The organism is Pseudovibrio sp. JE062 (genome assembly GCF_000156235.1).
In the GTDB taxonomy this organism is placed as follows: domain Bacteria; phylum Pseudomonadota; class Alphaproteobacteria; order Rhizobiales; family Stappiaceae; genus Pseudovibrio.
The window spans coordinates 80924-103412 of record NZ_DS996812.1 but is presented as its reverse complement, the minus strand read 5'-3'; the positions used below and the strand labels follow the sequence as shown (position 1 = coordinate 103412).

The following is a 22489-nucleotide window of genomic DNA, read 5'->3' as shown; positions in this document are numbered from 1 at the left end:
AAAACTAATGTTTCGGGGGGAGGCCCGTACATGGCACCAATTCTTGAAATCAGCGACCTCAAAGAACGCGCACGTAGACGCGTTCCGAAGATGTTCTTCGACTATGCAGACTCCGGTTCGTGGACCGAGAGCACCTATCAGGCGAACGAAAGCGACTTCGCCAAGATCAAGCTGCGCCAGCGCATCGCGGTCGACATGACCAACCGCACGCTCGCCACCAAAATGATCGGGCAGGATGTCTCAATGCCGGTCGCGCTTGCACCAACCGGCCTCACCGGAATGCAGCATGCCGATGGCGAGATCCTCGCAGCTCAGGCAGCAGAAGAGTTCGGCGTACCGTTCACCCTTTCAACCATGAGCATCTGCTCTATTGAAGCGGTCGCAGCCAAAACCACCAAGCCGTTCTGGTTCCAGCTCTATGTGATGAAAGATCGGGACTTCATCAACTCGCTGATCGACCGCGCAAAGAACGCAGGCTGTTCCGCACTGGTCCTCACCTTTGACCTGCAGATCCTCGGCCAACGTCACAAAGATCTGCGCAACGGCCTGTCTGCCCCACCAAAGTTCACGCCAAAACACGTCTGGCAGATGGCAACTCGCCCAATGTGGTGCATGAAAATGCTCACCACCCAGAACCGCACTTTCGGCAACATTGTCGGTCACGCGAAGGGTGTTGGCGATCTTTCCTCCCTGTCCTCCTGGACAGCAGAGCAGTTTGATCCGCGCCTGAGCTGGGATGACATTGAGTGGATCAAGAAACAGTGGGGCGGCCCGCTGATCCTGAAAGGCATTCTGGACAAGGAAGATGCACGACACGCAGTCGACTCCGGCTGTGACGCGATCATCGTCTCCAACCACGGCGGACGTCAGCTCGACGGCGCACCATCTTCCATCGAGATCCTGCCGGAAATCGTGGACGAGGTTGGCGATAAGGTGGAGATCCACATCGATGGCGGCATTCGGTCCGGTCAGGATGTGCTCAAGGCCATCTGCCTGGGCGCAAAAGGCACCTACATCGGCAGACCATTCCTCTACGGTCTCGGCGCAGGCGGAAAGCAGGGCGTGACACAGTCACTGGAAATTCTCCAGAAAGAGCTGGATACCACCATGGCTCTGTGTGGCCGTCGCGATCTCAACACACTCAATCGCGACAACCTGTATTCCATCAACGGCGTTAAAGTCTAAAGCGCGTTCCGTTTGATTGTATCCAATCAAACGACAAGAATTCGCTCAAAATAAAAAGTTAGGGCATGAGGCGTGAATGCAAATGAGCGCAACATGCTCTAACGTCCACAAGACACTCAGTCGGGAGACCCAACGGTCTCCCAGCTGTCATTGCGCTCAGAACGCACAATCGCATCAATGATTTCCATGTTCTGGATCGCATCGCCGACACCATAAGGCAACTCTTCCTCGCCCTGAACCACGCGAGAGAACAACTCACCCTGCAAGGTATACTGATCACAGGCAGGAACACGCTCCACCTCAATCGCACCATCACCCAGCACACTGCCGGAATCGAGACGCAGAATGGTCTCTTCACCCGCAGGCGCGTTAAACGGAATGAGAATTTCCAGACGCTTGGCTGTACCAACCAGATTGATACGCTGATACGGAGCAGACTGTGTGGACACCGTGAACTGCGCCTGACGCCCTTCACCAAAGTCCATCATCACTGAGGTCAAACGGTCCGTACCGAAGTTCCGGTCACGATCAATCAGGCTCACAACCCGCTCAGGCTCAGCGTTGTAGAAATAACGTGACGCCACAATCGGGTAGCAACCGATGTCCATCAGACCACCACCACCAAGCTCTGCCTTGTTGCGGATGTTTTGTGGATCTTGGTTGCTGTAGCCAAAGAACGCCTGAATGCTCTGCAGCTTGCCAAGCTCACCCGACTCCACAATCTCCAGCGCACGCTGCCACTGCGGGTGCGCGCGCACCATAAACGCTTCCATAACAAAGCGATCATCAGGCATCTCAAGCAAAAGCCGCGCTTCATCAGCGTCCAAAGCAATCGGTTTCTCACAAAGCACATGCTTGCCAGCCTTCACAGCCTCAATGGTCATCGGCACATGCATGTGGTTCGGCAACGGATTGTAGATCACATCGATGTCTGGATCTGCCAGCAGCGCTTCGTAGGAGCCATAGGCCTTCTCAATGCCCAGTTCAGCAGCAACCTTCTTCGCGTTCTCTTCGTTCCGCGAAGCAATCGCCGCAACTTCAACACCCTTGGCTTTCTGCAGGGCTGGAATAACCTTTTCGCGGCCAATCCGTGCAGTTGATAGAACACCCCATTTAACCATCATAATTCTCCCAGTGTATCCTGCAGGAACCGCTACTTAACGCTCTCAAGCGCAACCACTTTCTGTCCAACCTCGGTTTTACAGAACCGGTCCAGCTCTGAAATGGCCGAGATGATGTGGTACAGCGAGCTCGCCGGAGCCGCTTCCTTCACAAAAGAACCATCCGGCAAAAACTTGTCTTTCCAGAGACCTGCCGGAACATCCTCAAAGAACATCTCCAGCGCCGCCAAAGCATCCAGCATGGACTGGCGATACCGAGGCCACTCGCTCTCTGGCATGCTTTCCAGCATGGCGATAGATCCCTTGAGCCATTCGGCCTGAGACCACAGACGTGCCAACGGGTCACGCACGGAGAAGTCATCATTGATGCCCATCAGCGCAACACCGCGCTCGCGATCGACACCATGAACCTCCGCAATCTCAAAGAGACGCGCAGCAGCAGCCTTGGCACGGTCATCACCGCGCAGCTTGTTCCAGCGGCTCAGCAGCCATGCCCATTCAAAGTGGTGACCCGGCTCAAGCGCCCTGCCCTTATCTCCTGGCATCGGCGACCAATCCAGCGCAAAGAACTCACGCAAGCCACCCGTCTTCTCGCAAATGAAGAACTTGAGGCACAGCGCACCCAGCTCATCTGCCAGAGCTGACCACACCGCCTTTTGCTCCGCGCTCAGGTTCTCAGAGCGTTCCCACTCAAGGCACATCTCAAACAGATGCATATGCGGGTTGGCACCCAGCGGCGCACGCGCAGGCTCAGCCTCCTGAAAACCAGCGGTAGGATGTTTGAAGCGTCCCTTCAAAACCTTCAACAGAGCATCTGCCTTGGCACAGGCTTCCTCACGCTTCTCAGCATTCACATCAGCAATGCTGGAAAGTGCAAGCAGCGCAAAAGCTTGATTGTAAAGATCAAAAGACGTGTCCAGCAGCTCACCATCCGGCGTAGCCAGCGCACCGATGTAACCGTCAGAAGTACCGTAGACCCGCTCCACATAAGCTTGCGTGCGCAGCGCCACATCCATCCACGGGCCATTCCAGCCCAGACGACCAGCTTCGCAATACACGAACACCATGCGCGGGTTGACGCGACCACGTCTGTTATCTGCGCTGCCCTGGCAATCCAACGTGATGGTTTCCGCAAATCCGCCATTCACAGCATCTTCGCCAGCTTTCAGCCAAAGCGGTAACGCATCTTCAAACAACCACGCGCGCAACTTATTCAGGTGATCGACAATCACTTCCGGTACTCCACACCACCGGCAGCCCGCTCCCACGAAACCCCGATGGCCTCCATATGTGCAAATGAAATCAATGTGCTTAAAGGTTCGACTAAAGGACCAAAAAACACAAATCAGAACCTACGACGAGTAGGCCACAAGACAAAGCCAAACTAGCAAGTTTTTGGGGGATTATGAAGTATCAGAGAATGAGTGGTGCCGCTGATAGGACTCGAACTTATACCTTTGATCTTAGAGGTCGAAAGGGCACTCAATCTACTGTTAAGGGGTATTTCCAAACTCCCGCACACCTCAGCACCAGACAAACTTGGGACACATTCCCAAGCATCTAAACAAGTTAGAGTAGGTAGACGTTGAACTCCTTAGGCGTCTCCGCGAGCTACGAACTCTTGAATATCTTTCATATTTGAGCTGAGTGGCCACCACCAACAAAATAGACAACCAAAACCTGCATCAAGGGATGAGCTCCCCTCTATTAGTATCAATTGATAGAGGGGAACGTTTGATCAAGCTGAAGTTTTTGACCTCAATAGCCATTCACCAGAATACCAAAAGGTGCAACATTTTTAGCAAGTCACATAGCTAAAGCCTTTGAGTTGAAACAGGCACTTCATTCACATTTTAGCGTTACTCAATATGCCTTGATCCTGCAACTTTTGTAAGCAAAGTGGAGGAACAAAAAACAGTGAGTTCAAAAACATAGCTCAGGATTTAACGATAGCGCGGCCTCACCAAGTTCAAGTAATTCATGATCCGCCAGTTGTGAAACAATCGAATAAGTTTCCCAAATAGGAACTCCGCATTTTTCTGCAACTTCCAATAGCGACCGAGAACCGTCAGACCAAGTGATAATGTCCATCATCAATTGAACTTGTGCTCCAGTCTCCTTAGTGCTTAGTGTTGGATACAATCCGCGTTTCCCAAGTTGGGGCTCACAAAACACCTTCATTAAGGGGTAGCAGTTCTTTTCTAGAGCTTCGAGGGCGAGTTTGAGCGCATTGTATCCGCCCTCCAAACCAGCTGGAGTAACAACACTCTCCAAATCATCGAGGGATGTGTGATACTCAGGGTATTCTGCGTACTTTGAACGCATAATAGAAGCAATTGGCAAATCCACCTGAGGCGCACAATATTGCCTCTCATCACTGCCTCGATGATACCATTCATATCGCTTGTAATCCGGCGCAATCCCTCGCAAAACATGCTGCGCAATCCGGTCGCTAATTGTATCACCCCGGCGAGAAGGCAGATAGGAGTATGTACGGTTGTCACCAACACAGCTGATATTGAAGCCTGCTTTTACGTAGGACTTCAAGTGGTCAAGATGCTTACTGAGATAAACAATTGAACCAATTGTCTCGGGAATAAAGACAATCCTATAGGTATATTTACGATTTTCTAACTCAGAGAGCCATTTACCAAGAAATGTAGTCACTGTAGGGCCAGAAAGCTCGTTATTTGCCATGGAAGGATGGCAAACATAGGTAGAGAGGAAGATTTCTTCCTGTTTCTCACCTGGAATGAGAAGCTCCCCATAAAGCAACTCTCCATCAAACAAACGCGAATCTATAAAGACCTCGTATTCACCTTCTTCTAATTGATCTCGTTGATCCTGTGAGATGCAGAACCCCCAACGCTCCTTGTAATAAGAGGTAATATAAGGAATAGCCTCAGGTTGCTCCGGTAGCGAGTAAAGATACCCCTGCAACTTATCCAAGCTAATGCGTTTATGAATGGGGCTGCTGTACCCTAACACATGCAGATTATTGACCGAAAAGTCACAAATCTTTTCTCCAGAAGGTGTCTTGATCCAGGCTTCGCGAATTTCCCATTCTTTGGGAACTTCCCAATCGAAAGCCTTGTATCCAGAAGGAACGCTTTGGATTGTAAGCGCCGGAAGGTGTTCCTGAATCATTTCCAGCGTCCGGCGAACCCCCGATCCTGTAAGGCTTCTATTTATCGGCCATAAAGAACGCGCAAGATTATGTATCTCTTGGCCAATCATCATTTTAATCCCTTGTTATAAAGTAGATTTTCCGCGCCATGATTTTGAATCAACTCACTAATCACTTCGAAAATGATCTGTGCTCTCACACTTCTCAAGCCCCCCCCTTCATTGGGTCTTGATCCGCTATACAATCCTTTACTCCAGAGAACTTCCCCTGCAGGATCAACATTCGTGACAACTCCCATATCAAGATCACGAACATAAATACTATAGGTACGGTCCGTAGTAACACCGCGTTCATCAGTATATGGCGCAGTAAAATCCTTTGAATAGCGGTAGTTAACTCGGTTCATCTCTTCAATGTGGTGATAAAAGGTCATACTGCCTTCGTCAGGTAGATCAAGAACTGCAATTTTGCCGTCCAGCTCTCTTAGTAAACCAAAAGGTGAATCCGCGCCGTATCCGCTCTTGTTGTCCAAGTGTCTGAACTTAGGTGCTTCCTTTCCAATGACACAGAATGAGTAAACAGGATGACCGGTTCGCACTGCGCCTGGATATTTACGCCCAGCTTCCGTCAAAGCGCCCATTTGAGAAGGTGTTTCATCAAACACAAAGGGCTTGCCTTCCGCGAAGTCAAAGTTAAACAGAGGAAGAAGCAAAGTTCCCTCTTCACCAAGTAAGGCAAGAAAGCTCTCAAGTATCTGCTCTGCGGTCAGGCCTCTCCGGCCAGCACGTCTGGCTTCCACGAGTGTTCTTAGAATGCTTGAATGGAGAAGGACAGTATCACCCTTTTGGAGACCTGAACCCTCCCATCGCTTTAACAGGAAGTCCAAATCAGAAAGTGGCTCTTGCATTGGTTACTTATCTCAAAATTATTTACTGTTTACATCGCTGAATGGCAGCTTCTAAATGGAAATGGCAATCTCACGAGTGAACTCGCGCATTAGGTCCATCCCATCCCATACCGAGTTAAATGTGAGAGCCTCACCAAACGGAACAACTCGATCTATCCCGGCGATTTGCTTTTCTTGCAGAAAGGCGAGCCAGTCCTGTTTGCTCACCCCATAGCTGCAAACAGTTTGTGACTTTTTATCCAAAACGTTGCGTAGATCACTTAGATCCTCGAGACACACTTCATAAAACAAACCACACCCATTGTGTTGATCCATTGGAAGAGACACACTCTTTGAGAACCTGACAACACTGACGAGGTTGTTGCCAGTGGTTAGCATTGATGCATCATACCCATCCAAAACTACGTGGCTTTGAGAAATAAGTTTGTTGACGTAATCGACAGCGCCAAACTCATCTTGAAAGCGTATGGCTTCCTGCGTGAGCGCAGACCAGAACAAACTGGAAATACTTCTGACTTTTTCTACATCTCCCAGCCAAGCAACGGCTCTAGGTGATGAACAAGCATTTTGTCCAAACCAATAGACATCGTTTGCAAACTGCTTGACGAGTTTCACCACATCCGCTTCGCTTGTAATCGAGTTAGCATTGATCACAGCAAGTGACCACCGGTCGGGAAAGCACACGTCCCGTGTAGCTGGTCGGGTCGGAATTTCACGAATGGACTTTACTGTTTGATCTCCCCCCCACAGAACGCGCAGATCAACCTGTGAGCAAAGATCTGCATTAATGTGATCGTCGCGTTCGTATCGCACGATGAGCAGTCTTGCAGCAATTTTTGAGAACTCATCTTGAGAAAGCAGATCCTGCAGCACAGTCACCAGAGCATCAAGCGCGGGGCTTTTCCGAGTGGATATCCGTACAATGTTTGCATTTCCTGCCAGCAGAGACAAGAGAACAGAGTAGAGGAAAATTGTATCAACGTTCGCAGGTGCTATGTGAAGGGCAACACCACGGCCGAGGAAAAATCGTTCCGTTGTTTCGCTTTCAAATTTTTGCTTCAATGTAAGGATGTTCGCCTTTCGCATCCAATGCGCTAAAGCGATAATTTCAGGAAATTGCTTTAGGTTGCGATTGGCGAAAATTTCTTTCGAGAACCCCTGCACAAATCTGATTGCATCCTCGGAGAAAGGGAGAGCTGCAGAACTTCCGAGCACTGTACTCAAACTCGCCCCAACAGGGGCCAAAATTTCCAACTTAGTCGCAAGTGCGCTATTTTGCAGAATCATCTAACGACCTTTCGCCTGAAAAGTATCACTGCAGCCTCTTGCCTCTGCTCGAGGTAATCGCCCGGATATCGTAAAGTACTTTCCCTTTCTCCCACATCCACAATCATCAACACCAAGAACTGTGCCTCGATCTTCAGTTAGCAATGAATGTCCCGGATAGGAGTAAGGTAGGCAGGACAAAACTTGAACAACGCCCTCTTTACCCGTTGGCGCTTCACTCCAGTCAAATGGATCTCTTACAATCACATCAGAAAAGAGTGGTGCATGCAAATGCCCTCTTTCGCACTCCACAAAGATAGAACCAACCTGCTCAACCATTCCATAAAAGTTATGAACTTTTTGAATTCCGGTGACTGCCTGGAGTCTTTCCTTAAATGTCGGATTATCAACGGCTTCATCTGCCAGTTTTTTCCAGCCGCCAGAATGGACAAGGATGCCATGAGGAATTGATAACTTCTGTCCAGATGTCTCAAGTTTTTGTACGAGAAACTTCCAGACCATAAATGTGAAGCCAAATAATAATATCGGTTGTTCACCATGCTTCTCAAGGAAGTGTTGCACGCGGTCTATATCCAAAGACATATCTTCATCCCGCAAAGCGTAAGTATGTGCACGCCCGAAGTTCGACATGCCAAGTATACCCGCCCCTCTTGCGGAAAAACTTTCTCGGTTTTTCACAACACCGGGATGGTCGATCACGAGCATCGGTAATCTCTGTTTACCGATAAAATTTTGCATAATCTTGACGACAGCTTTGGTTTGAAAAGAGGAAGTTATCCTGTCCAACACAATCCTTGAAACTTCCTGCCCTGTTGTCCCAGAAGACGTGAGCACCTTGAAGCGCTCTTCCTCTGGAACAGAGGCAAGCAAATGAGACTTAAACAAACCTACAGGTACAAAGGGGAGGTCTTTGAGAGTAATCGCGTCTTGCGCCATATTCCCGAACGCCTCGCGCAATCTGTTATACTCACGACACTCATTGGAGTGATGATTTGTCAGATTATTCAGGACAGAAAGTAAAGCCTGCTCTTTAGCTTCTTGATCGCCTTCAAAGACGGGAGCAGAAAGCAAGTTCTCAATTTGATTTTGAACTGTCATTTTGCTCATCCCTGTTGCGCCATCTTGAGTAACTGGCCGTAGTCGATTTTCTCATTTTTTGTGAAGGGCCATGCTTGGATTGCCAATACGCTTATGGCCCTAGGAGGGAAAGTAAAAGCAGCAGTCGCCATCTGTTTCACGCGCTCCACATTCACATTCTCACCAGTAACCATGATAAAGAGTTGATCATCAAGGCCTACACACCTGCAATCTTCTCCTGCTCGCTTCAGCGTACTCTCTACATCATCTAAGCTAACCCGATTGCCATGAATCTTAATAAAACGCTGTTTCCTACCCGTAATATAATAACATCCGTCGGCATCACGTTTTGCCAGATCTCCGGTCCGCAGCTTTCCCTCCAGACAATCGCTCAAAGCTAAATCATCTGAACAGGTTGCATAGCCCAACATGACGGAGGGGCTTTCAATAACTAACTCTCCCTCTTTGTCATGGTCCATGATCAACTCACCGTCATGAGACTGAAGCGACATAGTAACATTCGGGATAGGAAGTCCAATTGAGTTAGGTTTTGCCTTCACCATGTGATGGGGGAGCCAGCTAATGCGAGGTCCAGCCTCGGTCTGGCCATACATAACCAAAAACCGCCAACCGTTTTCTGCAGACAAATCCGCAAAAAACTCAACCAAATCTGGGTGCAGCTTACCTCCTGCCTGCATCAATGTTTTTATTGACTTGGGTGCACGACGACCAAATCGCAGCTGTTTCAAAATCTCAAAATGAAAAGGAACACCTGCAAACGAGGTAGCTCCATCCATCCTCGTCCAAAATCCCTTCTCCATAGCAGAGTATTTCGTGAACAGGAGGGTTGCTCCGACGACGAGGTGGCTATGGACGACAGACAAACCGAACGAATAATGGAACGGTAAATGGCAAAAGGGGCGCTCATCACTCGTGAGCTCCAGATAGGAGACTATTGAACGCGCATTTTGCTCAAGGCGTTTCCCATCAAAACGCACAAGCTTGGGAGACCCGGTGCTGCCTGAGGTTGATAAAAGGACAGAAAGTTCTGGGTGTAGTCCAGTTCTAGCGGTCTCATGCCTTGAGATCACAAATGAACCGTCGGCTGTGCTTGGCCTGACTACAATGTTTGGCTGATAACAGTCGCAAAGATACTCCAAAGTATCTGAACCAAGCTCAGCAGAAAGCAGTAGTACCGCATGGCCAGCACAGGTAAGTCCAAGATAAGAAAGCAGGGAAGAGGCAGTGTTCTCGACGAGAAGGAAAACGAGCTGCTTGTCGCTACCTAGCTCACTTTCCCATTTCTTAGCAGCATCAAGGATATCAGCGTACAAGAGTTTGTTGCCATTATCATCTACTACCAATGTTCTCGAACTAAAAAGCTCTGCGCATTCTTTTATAAAACTCACGCCTGCAACCCAGCATTTTCTCTAGTGTCAAGTAACCATACAGCCATCAACGCCGATTGTTTGGCCCGTTATATAGGAAGCAAGATCACTAGCAAGAAAGAACGCTGCATTTGCAACATCTTCAGGTAGTCCTGGACGACCCATGAGGATCTGGCCCATTACCTTCTCCCTTCGGTCACCTGTTATGTCTTGCGTCAGATCAGTTTCAATGAACCCGGGGGCAATAACATTTACGCGGATGTTGCTTGGAGCAAGTTCTTTGGCGAGTGACTTTGAAAAACCGAGGATCGCAGCCTTACTAGCTGCATATGCGGAATTTCCTTCAACGCCAACGCACCCGATAATGGAAGAAACATTAATTATTGAGCCGCTTTTCTGCCGCGTCATCAACCTTGATGCAATGCGGCTACAGAAAAACGTCCCCTCATAATTAACTTTCATCATCTCACGAAGGTGATCATCTGAAGTCATGGAGACAACAGCTGAATGCATTACCCCTGCATTATTAACCAGGACATCTACACGCCCAATCTGCTTTTTGACAGCCATAAAGGCGTTTTTGACTGCATCGGCATCGGTCACATCGAAGTAAATAGGATATGCAGTACCGGGTGTCGTTTCAGTCAGATGTTTGGCAACTTCATCCAACGCACCTTCCGTTCGGCTGTTAAGAAAAACAGTCGCACCTTCTTCAGCAAAGCGACGAGCAATAGCTGCCCCGATGCCTCGTGAGGCACCAGTAACTACAGCTACCTTATCTGAAAGAGAGTTAGAAGCTGACATCATACTTCGCCAAAATTTCTTTAATCTTAGCAACACTGCTCATGTCAATGATATCATCTGTATCGAGCATAATATCAAAGTTATCTTCAAGAGCAGCAACAAGCGCCATATGGCCAACAGAATCCCATTGTTTGATTGAGTTGTATTGAAGGTCTTCCTTGACAAGGGCACTTTCAACTTCAAGTGAATCCACAAACGCTTTAACTAAGATTTCGGAGTTTGCCATATTGAAGCTGGCCTTTCCCTGTTTTTGGGTGCGGTGCACCTCATAAATTCTGGACTTAAGCACGTGGATGTGGCGTATTTCTGCCCATTCCGCTGCCCCTTTAAATTGAGGGATGTGCTTCGCGGAATCCTTTTAGCATAGGTGGGATAGACTGCAATTTTTATCTGTCAAGCTGTTGAATGCTGGGAGATCAGATTGCTAATTACTGCATTCAAGCTTGATGTGTTCTAAGATATGCTTGCAGGATCTAGCAGCTCGCAAGAGTGCCACCGAAAAAGCTTTTAGCCTCATATTTTGCTTGCAGGCAGATTGAGGACGCACAACTCAATCCAGCATAAAGTGTCTAGCGCCCAACAAAAAAGCCCTCGAAGGCGACCTCCAAGAGCTTGCGTTAACCTATTGATTTTAATGGTGCCGCTGATAGGACTCGAACCTACGACCCCATCATTACGAATGACGTGCTCTACCAACTGAGCTACAGCGGCATTCCAAATGGCACGAGGAGTGTGCCGGAAAGTGGAAGCTTGATACCCAAGCTCCCGATCAGATGCAAGTCTGATTTGCAATGGCGGAACAGGCATCCACCATCTATCTGCATTCGCAGAAGCAACTGTCTCAAACACTCACTTCTGCGAACACAATACTGCTAGCGGAAGAACCTAAAACTTTGATCCTTCGGCGCTTTCGGATCTTCATCATCAGGCTCAGGCCCGGGATCATCCGGCAGATGTGAAAGCGGAAACTCAACCAGCTTCTCATCTTTCTTTTCAGCCTTCTCATCCGTTTTGGCATCTGCGTCCTGCTCAGTCTTGGCAGGCTCATCAGCCTTTGCCTCAGCCTTTTCATTAGCTTTTGTCGGCGCCCAGCTGGAAGATTCGACAGGCACCACAGTCGCACGAGGCTCTTCAGCCTGCGCGGTTTCCTCAGGCTTTGTCTCCGCAGGTGTTTCTGCTGCAACAGGCGTTTCTTCCTTAGCCGTCTCCGTCACAACCGGTGCTGTAGTCGCCTCTACCTTTGCTTTTTCTACTGGAGCTGGAGCAGGTGCTGGCTCTTCCTTCGGCGCAGCTGGTGTGTCAACGTCCTGAGGCTTTGGCACAACAATGTCAGCTTTTACCGGCTCATCCAGCACTTGCACGGGAGCTGCCAGCTCTGGTGGCTCAAACAACTTGTCATCAATGACTTCGATGGTCTGGTCCTGATCCATCGTGTTTTCCGGTGTCGCCCACTCATAGGCATCCACACGGCCAGTCTTTGGAGAAACAGGCGCCCAGTTTGCAGAAACAACACCATCCGCAATCCAGACCTTATCGTGAGGCGCACGCACCGCACGGGACAGCCACTCGCGAATGCGGCCCTGATCCCCATGCTCACGCTCTTCAAGGTCAGCCATCAGCAGGAAGGCGCGCTGTGTTGGCTCAGAGCGCAGAACGCGCTTCAATTGCTCACGCGCTTCGTCAAACTTCTTCGCCTCAATCGCAGCAACTGCAATCGCGATCGCACCTTCAGAGGAGTAGGCACGCATGCTTGCCAGAGTTCTCACACGGCTCAAGCGGTCCGTGACGGAATCACCTGGGCGAACGTGGGCATAAGCTTCAGCAAGGTCCGGATGCGGGCTGAGTTTCCAGGTCGCTTCAAGGATCTTACTTGCTTTGCGGATTTCGCCAGCACGGGTCCGCAGACGCGCAGCAACAATCGCAGCCGGCACGAGGGATGGTGCAAGACCATGCGCTTCAACAGCAAGTGTACGGGCGCGATCCGGGTTTTCGTTCTCCAGCTCAAGCGCACGCGCGGTCAGCAGCACAGCTTTCTGGCGACGAAGGGTTTTCTTATCCAGCATGCGAGCAGCATAGTTGCGCTCAAGCGTTGCAATGGCTTCTTCCCAATCGCCGGAAACGGCCTGATACCCAAGCACAGCATTGCCTGCCCAACGCAGACCCGGAACCAGATTAAAGGCTTCCTCAGCAAAGTGACGGGCAGCAGCTGGCTCACTTTCACGCTCAGCTTCAATGTAAAGGCCATGCAGACCAACAGCCATGGAGCGGTCGTCTTCCAACATTGCCTCAAACCGGCGACGGCTTTCTGCATGATCACCATCCAGCTGAGACGCCTGCGCAAGAAGCAAACGGGCTGCAGGTTCATCACCATCCAGCAGCTTATCCGCCTTCAGGCCAAACTTGCGGGCATGGAGGGTATCGCCGGAACCAAGCGCCATCAGGCCTTGAGACAAAGCATCATACCCCTTGTCCTTACGGCGACGCTGCATGAAGTGAGAAACCAGCGTTGGAGACTTCCAGATCAACCGGAAGAACCCCCAGACCACAATCGAAGCAACAATCGAGGCACCAAAGGCAACAACGGTTGTCAGCAAGCTTGCCTGAACAACATAGCCTTGCCACTCAAGTGTAACCACACCCGGACGATCAGCCATCCAGGCGCCACCGAGGGCCAGCAGAAATACAAACGCGAAAAAGATGAGAACGCGGACCATGTCCTTCGCTCCTTTCCGATACTACTTGTTTTCAGAAACAAGCGACTTCAAAACTTGAGCGGTGATTTTCTTCACCAATTCATCTGCGGCCAATCGGGCTTTCACCTGCTCAGCCCACGCGGCACCAACCTTTTGCATCGGCTCTGGCAACGCATCATAAGCCTTGATCGCACCAGCCAGATCACCAGCCGTCACACGAGCTTCCATCGTGCCAAGCACTGCACTGGAACTTGTGCCCTCGCTGTCATTTGGCGTGCGAACAGAAACAAGTGACTTAGCGCTGGAGAACAGGCGATCAACCACATCATCATTCTCACTGGTCAGCGACACGGCACTCATATCACGAGCAACCTGCCCGAACCCGGCAATCAATGCAGCGGAAGAAGGAATGCCCGTTGCAGCACTTGCCTTCAGCGGCGCCAATTCAGCTGCATCATTTGGCAACACAGCTTCCACTGCAGCCAACTCAGCCTCGTAGCTGTCACCAGAATCAACAGCGTTCCTCAGAGAAGCAATCGCAATCGCACGCGCTGCGCGTTCCTGCGCACTCGCTGTGCCAAGCGCCTTCTCCAGACGATCAACACGAGCAGTCATCTGCTTGGTTGTTTCAGCCGTGGACTGTGTCAGCGCTTCAATCTTGCCTTCAAGAACCTTCTGCTCCGCAGTCAGCTTGCCAATCTGCGCCAAAGCTTCATCCACCTTGGAACCAGTCACAGCCAACTGTGAGCTCAGATCCTTCAGCTGCGTCGGTGCTTCTTTCAAAGCCTGAAACTGCTTCTGTAGGTCAGCCAGGCTGCCCTGCACGCCTTTCAGCACCTGCTCAGCATTCTTTTGTGAGGCAGCTGTCAGATCAGCAACCTGCTTCGCCAGCTGGTCCTGAGTTTTCTTCAGGCTCGCAACAGCAGCACCATCACCAGCAGCACCGTTGGAAATGAACTCGTTGAGTTCCTTGATCTCAGCACTCAGCGTGGAGATTTGCTCCTGCACACGCTGTGTCACGCCGGCTGTCGCATCATTCAGCTTCGTGCTGGTCTCTTTCTGGATCGCATCCAGCTGAGCCGTCAGCTCCTCAATGGTGTCCTTCGCTGCATAACTGCCACTCGCATGATCACGCAGAGCTGCGATCTCTTCCTTCAGCTGAGAATAGCGGTTCTTTGAGCTTTCCAGCATAGCCTGAACTTCAGTTGCATTCTGGCTGGAACCTGCGCCGACCATTTGCAACATGCCAGCCTGATGTAGACCGAAACCGGCACCTGCCACAATAAGCGCGCCTATCACACCAGCGGCCAGCATTGCGCCAAACCCGGCACCCTGCTTTGGCGGATGCGGAGGCTTGTCAGCAGGGCCGCCTGGGCCTTTGCCAGATGGAGGTGGTGGCGGTGGCGTATCTTTTCCGCCAGAACCCGCCTTGTCGTCTTTTGCTTTAGCAGGCTCTTTTGCAGCAGCAGAGATTGAAGTCTTGCTGGCAGTTGTCGCCTTGCTTGCAGCTGTTGTCTTGCCAGCTGCCGTCTTTGCAGCACTGGCAGTATCAGCAGCTTTCTTCTCATCAGTCGCTGTTTTCTTCTCGTCAGCCGCAGTCTTCGCGCTTGCAGCAGCGGTCGGCTTGGCTGTTGAGGTAGAAGACTTAGCGCCAGCAGCTGGTTTTGCGCCTGTTGCAGGCTTCGCATCCGCAGCTTTAGTCGCTTCAGTTTTTTCAGTCTTCGCAGCAGTTTGTGATTGTTGTTTGCCGGTTGGCGGTACAGCGCCGGGCTTGGAAGCAGTCGCCTTACTCGCAGCAGCCTTGGCAGTTGCGCCAGCGCTCGCGGCAGGCTTGTCAGTCTTGGAAACGTCTTTTGCAGGTAGATCGATCGTTACAGGCTTCCGGGATCCACTGGAGAGCGGAGATTTCCGTGATGATGTTCCACCACCAGAGCCTGCCCCGGTGGACGCCCCACCCTTTTTGTCATCAGCAGCCATCAAAACCTCCTAGAATGGCGCGTTTCAAGCAGTTTCCAGCCGCGCCAATTTAATTACGCACGCAATCTCGATAAGGCATCCGCAGACGCCTCTTCCTTAACATAAGCATCCCTTTAGCAAACTGCTATCAGGGAGAATTAGCACCTTGCTAAACAAACTACGACTTCTCCATAGGGCCCAGAGAAGTGCAAATCACATCCTCTCAACTTATTGAACCTGAGAGAAGTTCAAACAAACCATCCTCACTTGGCGTTTTAGCCGTAAAAACCTCGCCAAACGACTGTGCCTGCTCTGCAACCCGCTTAGAAACACATAATGCTTTCATAGAGTTAAGAAACACTGTGGTTTTTTCAAGATTTGAAATACTGAGAAAAATTTGAATTGTTCGCGGAGAATAAAACAACGCACAATCCAGTGTTCCGGCTTCAATCAAATCTCGGGTTTTTCCAGAAAAGCCAGTCGCAGCAGCCATTTGGTAGACCTCCACCATACGGCAGGCAATGCCCTGTTGCTCCAGTTGCCCGGCAAGGTCTCCACTGCGGTCAACTGCCGCTGGATAAAATACGGGGCCATCCTGATTGCGCTCAGCAATCAGCCTGCCAAGGGAATCAACATCCCCATCCGCACAGATGATCTTTGGGAAACCTGAGGCTTCTGCAGCTTTGGCGGTCGCCTCACCCACAGAATAAAGAGGAAGGTGCTGTAGTTTGTCGACCAGACCGTTGAAGACAAGCGCTTCAACCGCTTTCGCACTGGTCACAGCAATCGCTTTGGCGTCCCCAGCCACATCCCCGTTAACGGTCAGCGGCTGGAAACTCAGCATTGGCTCAACAATTACCTCGTGTCCCATAGCAACCAGCTTCTGCGCAGTTTTATCTGCCTGTGGCTGAGGTCGGGTCACGAGTATCTTCATTAGAGCTCCAGAAAGTTCGGACCAGATTTCGCTTTCAGCTCTTTGCCAAGCTCGCGGCCGATTTCTTCCGCATCGCTCACCGGGCCTTCGCCTTCCACAGTGTGTGTTTGGCTGCCATCCGGCTTGATCACCTCACCGCGGAACTTTATGCGATCACCTTCCACGTGGGAGAGACCAGCAATCGGTGTGCGGCAGGAACCATCCATCTCAGCCAGATAAGCGCGCTCCAGCAACAGGCGGCTCTCGGTCTCTGCGTGATGAATTGGCGCCAGAATGCGCGCAGTCTCTTCATCACCAAGACGCGCCTCAATGCCAATCGCACCCTGACCTACTGCTGGAAGGAAGTGCTCCAGATCCATCAAAGAGGTCACCAGATCGCCCTGTCCCAGACGGCGCAGACCAGCGTAAGCGAGGAAGGTTGCGTCAACCACACCCTCGTCCAGCTTGCGCAAACGGGTCTGCAGGTTACCGCGGTACATCACGACATCCAGATCAGGACGCAGCCGCTTGATCTGTGCCTGACGGCGCAAACTGGAAGACCCAACCACAGCACCCTGTGGAAGATCTGTCAGTTTTTCAACCTTCGGAGAAATGAAAGCATCGCGCACATCTTCACGTGGAAGGTAAGCGGTCATGCCCAGACCATCCGGCAGAACCGTCGGCATATCTTTGGAAGAATGAACTGCCAGATCAATCGACTTATCCAGCAAAGCTTCCTCGATTTCCTTGGTGAACAAGCCTTTACCGCCTGCTTCGGAAAGAGGCCTATCTTGAATTTGGTCTCCCGTTGTTTTTATAACAACAATCTCGAAGTCATCATCGGTTAACCCGTGTGCCTTCGCGAGACGAGCGCGTGTTTCATGCGCCTGGGCCAGTGCCAGAGCGCTTCCACGTGTACCAATTCTTATAGGTTTTGTTTGCAAGGATCACATTCCCAATGCTAGGGGCTCATGTTAGATGAGCGACATAAAATCATCGGCCCGCGAAATCAACCATGCTTATCGCATGAGAGAACGACAAAAACCAAGCGGCCAAAGGAGACCAAACGTGCTGACCATCCTCGGCATAGAGACGAGTTGTGACGAAACTGCCGCTGCTGTCCTTGAGATTGATCAAGATGGCAAATGCGTAATTTTGTCCAACGTGGTGCATTCTCAAATCGATGAGCACACACCGTTCGGCGGTGTTGTACCAGAGATTGCGGCGCGCGCCCACATTCAGTTGCTGGATGGTATCGTAGATCAGGCGATGAAAACAGCAAATGTGAAGTACTCTGATCTCTCCGCAGTTGCCGCCACCGCTGGCCCCGGCCTCATTGGCGGTGTCATCGTAGGCCTGATGACAGCAAAATCCATCGCCATGGCAATCGATAAGCCATTGATTGCAGTGAACCATTTGGAAGGTCACGCCCTCACCGCCCGCATGACGGATCAGGTGGAGTTTCCGTTCCTCCTGCTCCTCGTCTCCGGCGGCCACACTCAGTACCTCCTAGTAAAAGCACTTGGGGAATACGAGCGGTTGGGTACAACCATTGATGATGCAATCGGCGAAGCGTTCGACAAAACAGCCAAACTTCTCGGCCTGCCTTATCCGGGTGGCCCGGCTGTAGAAAAAGCTGCAAAACTTGGTGATCCTACCGTCTACAAGCTGCCTCGCCCACTTTTGGATCGTCCCGGCCTCGACATGTCCTTCGCCGGTCTGAAAACCGCCGTACGCACCGCAGCACTCAAAGAAGAGCCAGTCAGCGAGCAAACCGTCAACAACCTGTGCGCCTCCTTTCAGGAAGCAGTCGCCGATGTTGTCGGGAAACGCAGTGCCAGAGCCTTCGAAATGTTCAAAGAGCGCTATCCAGATACACCACCTAAGATGGTTATCGCAGGCGGCGTTGCAGCAAACGAAGCAATTAGGATTCGTCTGAACGAGGTTGCAGCAGAACATAGTGCAGAATTGATCGCCCCACCGCACAAACTGTGCACCGACAACGCAGCCATGATTGCGTGGGCCGGAGCGGAGCGCCTGAGAAAGCTGGTCGCCGAAGACCCGTCCATTCTGGAGCAAAACGGCAAAGGCGACGACATGAACGAAGCCCCTCGCCCACGCTGGCCACTCGACAAACTCTCCGAAAGCGTCGTCGGCTTCGGCCGCAAGGGCGCAAAGGTTTAACCTCAGCACTGCTTTCTTCTGTTGGTGTTTGGTGCTGCGAGTGGGCATGCCTCTAGCGTAAAGCGCGCGCACGCCGTCATCCCGGGCGAAGCGCAGCGAAGACCCGGGACCCATAACCCCGGTATCAGAGATTGGCCGAACGCCTCAGTTAATCAGCAAGGCTAGTGGGTATGGATCCCGGCTCAAAGGCCGGGATGACACCGGAGCGGGTAGCAGGTTGCATCAAAAAACTTATCCCCCTCGCCTCAAACACCTGCATACTCAACATCAAGCTCATGCATACGGGCAGTTGGGGGAACGTCCCTCAGTCTGGTGTGGGCTGGTCGGGGCTACTGTGAGAGGTAACGTATCTTGCAGCAGGTTCGTGGAGGTTCCCCTTTCACCAACAGTGTTGAGGGATAGCGGATGTCCGGTCAAACCTTTGGGCGCCAACACTGAGAACTGAGGCTTTCCAACAGCCTCAGGTCTTCCAAGCGTCTTTGGGAGCTTGGCCTTAGCCTCCTACAAAAACGCCCGGGCAAGGCGACAGCTGATGCCGAAGAAACTTATTTACTCACACTGCGCAGGTATTGCCTGCCGCCTTGCTCATCCCGATTAACTCGGGAACTCCAGCTCCAACACTGCCGGAAAATTCCGAGCGGTGCTATTCGTGCTTATTATGTGCAAACTCATCTCATGCCTTGCCTGAGACAAACTCCTGCAAATAACATCCGCCCAACTTCAATAGCATCGATTTGCTTGATTCTTGACGGAGACGACATTGCAGCCTCGGCACAAAGCTTACGTCTACATGACCTGCGGCACCCACCTTCTCGTTTTTGATGAGCCGGAAACCAACATCGCGGGAACACTTCAGGTGCCCGGCGGTACCCTAGACCCGGGCGAGAGCTACCTGCAGGCGGCCAAACGCGAGTTTGAAGAAGAAACCGGCCTCGACATCTCTGGCGCTCTTGAGCAGTTCGACGGTCACGACTTCCTTTACGATGATGCCCTGACCACGGGCCCGGAACTGCACCGCCGCAAATTTTTCCATCTCAAAGTTCAGGAAAAAGCAAAGCAGACTTGGGATCATTACGAAATGAGCCCAAATGACGGTGGAGATCCTATCCTCTTTCGCTTCTTCTGGGTTGATTTGGCAGACAACGAAACTAAGTCCAAGCTAACAATGCATGGAGGGTTCGATATCCCTCTTGGCCAACTGTGTGAACGACTGAACATCACCCAATAAGGAAAACAACATGACCACTGCTCTAAACAAGATCGCTGTAATTGGCGGAGGATCTTGGGGAACTGCGCTTGCTTTGGCAGCGGCAAGAGCCGGTCGTGAAGTCACCTTATGGGCCCGCGATGCAGAAACCATCGCCGCCATCAACGCCAACAAGCAAAACCCGAAGTATCTGCCTGGCATTGAATGGACTGAGCAAATCACGGCAACCGGCATCCTGAAACACGCAGTCAGCGATGTCGATGCCCTTCTGCTCGTCACCCCGGCACAGACCACCCGGGCAATGACAGAAGCGATCAAGCCGTTTCTGAAGCCAGCAACCCCAATCGTGCTCTGCGCAAAAGGCATCGAGCAATCGACAGGACAGCTGCTTTCTGAAGTCATCAAATCTGTGGCGCCAGAAGCAATCCCGGCAGCCCTGTCCGGCCCAAGCTTTGCACATGATGTGGCAAAGGGCTTGCCAACAGCCGTAACAATCGCAGCTGAAGATGGCGCTGTTGCAGATCAGCTTTCGGCGGCACTTGCCTCAAACAGCTTCCGACCATACGCAACCGATGATCTCATCGGCGTGCAAATCGGCGGCGCACTGAAGAACGTTCTCGCAATCGCATGTGGTGCTGCAGTGGGCTACGGCCTTGGCGCCAGCGCTCAGGCAGCCCTGACAGCCCGCGGCTTTGCGGAACTGACCCGTCTCGGCATGGCATTGAATGCGAAGAGCGAAACACTCACCGGCCTGTCCGGTCTGGGCGATCTGGTGCTCACCTGTTCCTCCACCCAATCCCGTAACTTCGCCTTCGGTTTGAAGATTGGACAAGGCAGAACACCTGAAGAGCTTGTCGCACCGGGCCAGAAGCTGGCAGAAGGTGCTCACTCAGCCAATATCGCCGTCGCTCTGGCAGCAGAACACGGCGTTGACATGCCGATCGCCAAGACGGTTTCACAAATCGTTGCGGGTAAAATTGACGTCGCACAAGCATTAAGCGACTTAATGACGCGTCCACTCAAACGAGAGACCCACCCCTAGTAGAATCCCTTTAAAGTAGGATTTGCCTGGTTGAAAATCAGGAATTAAAAGGTTGGGTTGAAATCCCGCTACTGGAGTATCCAATATGCTGTACGCTCTCATCTGCACAGACAAGGCACATTCTGAAGACCTTCGTCAGAAGACCCGCGAAGCGCACCTCGACTTCCTCAGTGGTCTCGGCGATCGCCTGAAAGGTGCTGGCCCGTTCATGTGTGATGATCTGGTATCCCCAACCGGTTCGCTCGTTATCATCGAAGCAGCAAACCGCGACGAAGCTCTGGCTGTCGCAAACGAAGATCCATACGCACTCGCAGGTCTGTTTGAATCTGTTGAGATCCGCCCATGGAACTGGGTATTAAAAAACCCAGATATGTAAATTTGCTGTAAGCTGCGTTTTACAACATATCTAAACTGGAGCATCGGCCTTTCAAATCACGGCGGGTGCTCCATTTAATGTATGACCGGTCATTCTGATCAGAACATACAATCTGTTTATATGGAGGAAGCGTTGCAATACTGGCTGTTCAAATCCGAACCTAACAAGTGGTCCTGGGATCAACAGAAAGCCAAGGGCGAAGAAGGCGAAGAGTGGGACGGCGTACGCAACTATCAGGCCCGCAACTTCATGCGCGATATGAAGATCGGCGACCGCGGCTTCTTCTATCACTCCAACATCGGCAAGGAAGTTGTTGGCATCGTTGAGGTGTGCGCATTGGCTCACCCGGATTCCACAACCGATGACCCACGCTGGGAATGCGTGGATATCAAAGCCGTCAAAGACCTCCCACAGACTGTCACACTGGCACAGGTAAAAGCCGAAGAGCGTCTGTCCGACATGGCTCTCGTAACTTCCATGCGCCTATCCGTTCAGCCGGTAAAACCGGAAGAATGGGCTGTGGTTCTGGAAATGGCAGGCATGGACCCGTCCGAGGTCTGATCTCACGATGACAATCACGGATCGGCGCAAGTTCATTCTGGAACAGACACGCATTCACCCTATTCCCCACGCGCCGTCCATCTCTCTTCACCTCGCAGACGAAAGCGTCGACCTATGGCGTATGGGGGAAGAAGAGCTTGAAGAACTCGGTGTCCCCTCCCCCTTCTGGGCGTTCGCATGGGCAGGCGGACAAGCGCTGGCGCGGTACATTCTCGACAATCCGGAAGAGGTCCAGGGCAAACGCATCCTAGACTTTGCCAGCGGTTCCGGCCTTGTTGCCATTGCCGCAATGAAAGCTGGAGCTGCCTCTGCAGTTGCAGCGGACATCGACACCTTTGCCTCCGATGCTGCACTTATCAACGCAGCGCAAAACCATGTCACAATTGAAGTCACAGCAGAAGACCTGCTTGAAAGCAAGCTGGATGGGTATGATTTGATTTGCTGCGGAGATGTCTTCTACGACCCGGATATGACAGTAAAGGTGCTTGGTTGGTTAGATACAAACCGGAGAGCAGAGCCGGTCCCAGTTTTGGTTGGAGATCCTCAACGCTCTTACTTTCCCACCTCACGGCTTAAACACCTTCAAACCTACGAAATTCCGGTTCAACGAGAGCTGGAAGATAATGAAACCAAGAAGACCTCCGTCTACGCGTTTGTATGA

20 protein-coding genes and 1 tRNA gene are annotated in these 22489 nt (G+C 51.5%); 7 read left to right on the top strand and 14 right to left on the bottom strand.

From position 1 onward, the window contains the following. Positions 1-30: 30 nt before the first annotated feature. Positions 31-1185 carry an alpha-hydroxy acid oxidase gene (locus PJE062_RS19295; RefSeq protein WP_008551533.1) on the top strand — a complete coding sequence of 385 codons (1155 nt, stop codon included), beginning with the start codon at positions 31-33 and terminating at the stop codon, positions 1183-1185. A 116-nt stretch (positions 1186-1301) separates the two neighbouring features. On the opposite strand, the gene PJE062_RS19290 is transcribed toward PJE062_RS19295, so the two are convergent. The 14 genes from PJE062_RS19290 to hemC form a co-directional block, all read right to left on the bottom strand. Continuing rightward, complete coding sequence (locus PJE062_RS19290) at positions 1302-2309, bottom strand: Gfo/Idh/MocA family protein (RefSeq protein ID WP_037037715.1); 1008 nt, start codon at positions 2307-2309, stop codon at positions 1302-1304. Positions 2310-2338: 29 nt separating this feature from the next. Next, positions 2339-3538, bottom strand: coding sequence for an AGE family epimerase/isomerase (locus tag PJE062_RS19285; protein ID WP_008551518.1), 1200 nt, complete (start codon positions 3536-3538; stop codon positions 2339-2341). A 691-nt stretch (positions 3539-4229) separates the two neighbouring features. Beyond that, complete coding sequence (locus PJE062_RS19280; RefSeq protein ID WP_198136885.1) at positions 4230-5546, bottom strand: DUF4910 domain-containing protein; 1317 nt, start codon at positions 5544-5546, stop codon at positions 4230-4232. Next, entirely contained in the window at positions 5543-6340 is a 798-nt protein-coding gene (locus PJE062_RS19275) for an AAC(3) family N-acetyltransferase (protein WP_008551348.1), read from the bottom strand. The genes PJE062_RS19280 and PJE062_RS19275 overlap by 4 nt, the downstream gene beginning before the upstream one ends. A gap of 51 nt (positions 6341-6391) precedes the next feature. Next, positions 6392-7627, bottom strand: a complete 1236-nt coding sequence (locus PJE062_RS19270; RefSeq protein ID WP_037037713.1) for an acyl-CoA reductase — start codon at positions 7625-7627, stop codon at positions 6392-6394. Continuing rightward, positions 7628-8725, bottom strand: coding sequence for an acyl-protein synthetase (locus PJE062_RS19265; RefSeq protein ID WP_198136884.1), 1098 nt, complete (start codon positions 8723-8725; stop codon positions 7628-7630). It abuts the gene before it with no gap. A 5-nt stretch (positions 8726-8730) separates the two neighbouring features. Next, entirely contained in the window at positions 8731-10113 is a 1383-nt protein-coding gene (locus PJE062_RS19260; RefSeq protein ID WP_008551402.1) for an AMP-binding protein, read from the bottom strand. A 27-nt stretch (positions 10114-10140) separates the two neighbouring features. Then, on the bottom strand, positions 10141-10896 hold the full coding sequence (locus PJE062_RS19255) for an SDR family NAD(P)-dependent oxidoreductase (protein ID WP_008551380.1): 756 nt from the start codon (positions 10894-10896) through the stop codon (positions 10141-10143). Further along, complete coding sequence (locus PJE062_RS19250; RefSeq protein ID WP_198136883.1) at positions 10883-11161, bottom strand: acyl carrier protein; 279 nt, start codon at positions 11159-11161, stop codon at positions 10883-10885. Before PJE062_RS19250 ends, PJE062_RS19255 begins: the two co-directional genes overlap by 14 nt. A 370-nt stretch (positions 11162-11531) precedes the next feature. Beyond that, positions 11532-11607, bottom strand: a tRNA-Thr gene (locus tag PJE062_RS19245). 161 nt (positions 11608-11768) lie between these two features. Next, positions 11769-13610: a heme biosynthesis protein HemY gene (locus tag PJE062_RS19240; RefSeq protein ID WP_008551492.1), complete on the bottom strand. Its 1842-nt coding sequence runs from the start codon at positions 13608-13610 to the stop codon at positions 11769-11771. Positions 13611-13631: 21 nt separating this feature from the next. Then, positions 13632-15566, bottom strand: a complete 1935-nt coding sequence (locus tag PJE062_RS19235; protein ID WP_008551542.1) for a COG4223 family protein — start codon at positions 15564-15566, stop codon at positions 13632-13634. 202 nt (positions 15567-15768) lie between these two features. Further along, positions 15769-16479, bottom strand: coding sequence for a uroporphyrinogen-III synthase (locus PJE062_RS19230; RefSeq protein WP_008551700.1), 711 nt, complete (start codon positions 16477-16479; stop codon positions 15769-15771). Then, positions 16479-17402: a hydroxymethylbilane synthase gene (gene hemC, locus PJE062_RS19225; RefSeq protein WP_008551662.1), complete on the bottom strand. Its 924-nt coding sequence runs from the start codon at positions 17400-17402 to the stop codon at positions 16479-16481. The genes PJE062_RS19230 and hemC overlap by 1 nt, the downstream gene beginning before the upstream one ends. 127 nt (positions 17403-17529) lie before the next feature. Between hemC and tsaD the strand changes: the two genes are divergently transcribed. The 6 genes from tsaD (at position 17530) to PJE062_RS19195 (ending at position 22489) form a co-directional block, all read left to right on the top strand. After that, on the top strand, positions 17530-18642 hold the full coding sequence (gene tsaD, locus PJE062_RS19220; RefSeq protein WP_037037788.1) for a tRNA (adenosine(37)-N6)-threonylcarbamoyltransferase complex transferase subunit TsaD: 1113 nt from the start codon (positions 17530-17532) through the stop codon (positions 18640-18642). A gap of 760 nt (positions 18643-19402) precedes the next feature. Beyond that, on the top strand, positions 19403-19870 hold the full coding sequence (locus PJE062_RS19215) for an NUDIX domain-containing protein (RefSeq protein ID WP_247643139.1): 468 nt from the start codon (positions 19403-19405) through the stop codon (positions 19868-19870). 10 nt (positions 19871-19880) lie between these two features. Then, on the top strand, positions 19881-20891 hold the full coding sequence (locus PJE062_RS19210) for an NAD(P)H-dependent glycerol-3-phosphate dehydrogenase (RefSeq protein ID WP_008551370.1): 1011 nt from the start codon (positions 19881-19883) through the stop codon (positions 20889-20891). Positions 20892-20976: 85 nt separating this feature from the next. Continuing rightward, positions 20977-21267, top strand: coding sequence for a YciI family protein (locus PJE062_RS19205; protein ID WP_008551283.1), 291 nt, complete (start codon positions 20977-20979; stop codon positions 21265-21267). Between the two features lie 132 nt (positions 21268-21399). Further along, on the top strand, positions 21400-21828 hold the full coding sequence (locus tag PJE062_RS19200) for an EVE domain-containing protein (protein WP_008551363.1): 429 nt from the start codon (positions 21400-21402) through the stop codon (positions 21826-21828). A gap of 7 nt (positions 21829-21835) precedes the next feature. After that, positions 21836-22489: a methyltransferase gene (locus PJE062_RS19195; protein ID WP_008551311.1), complete on the top strand. Its 654-nt coding sequence runs from the start codon at positions 21836-21838 to the stop codon at positions 22487-22489.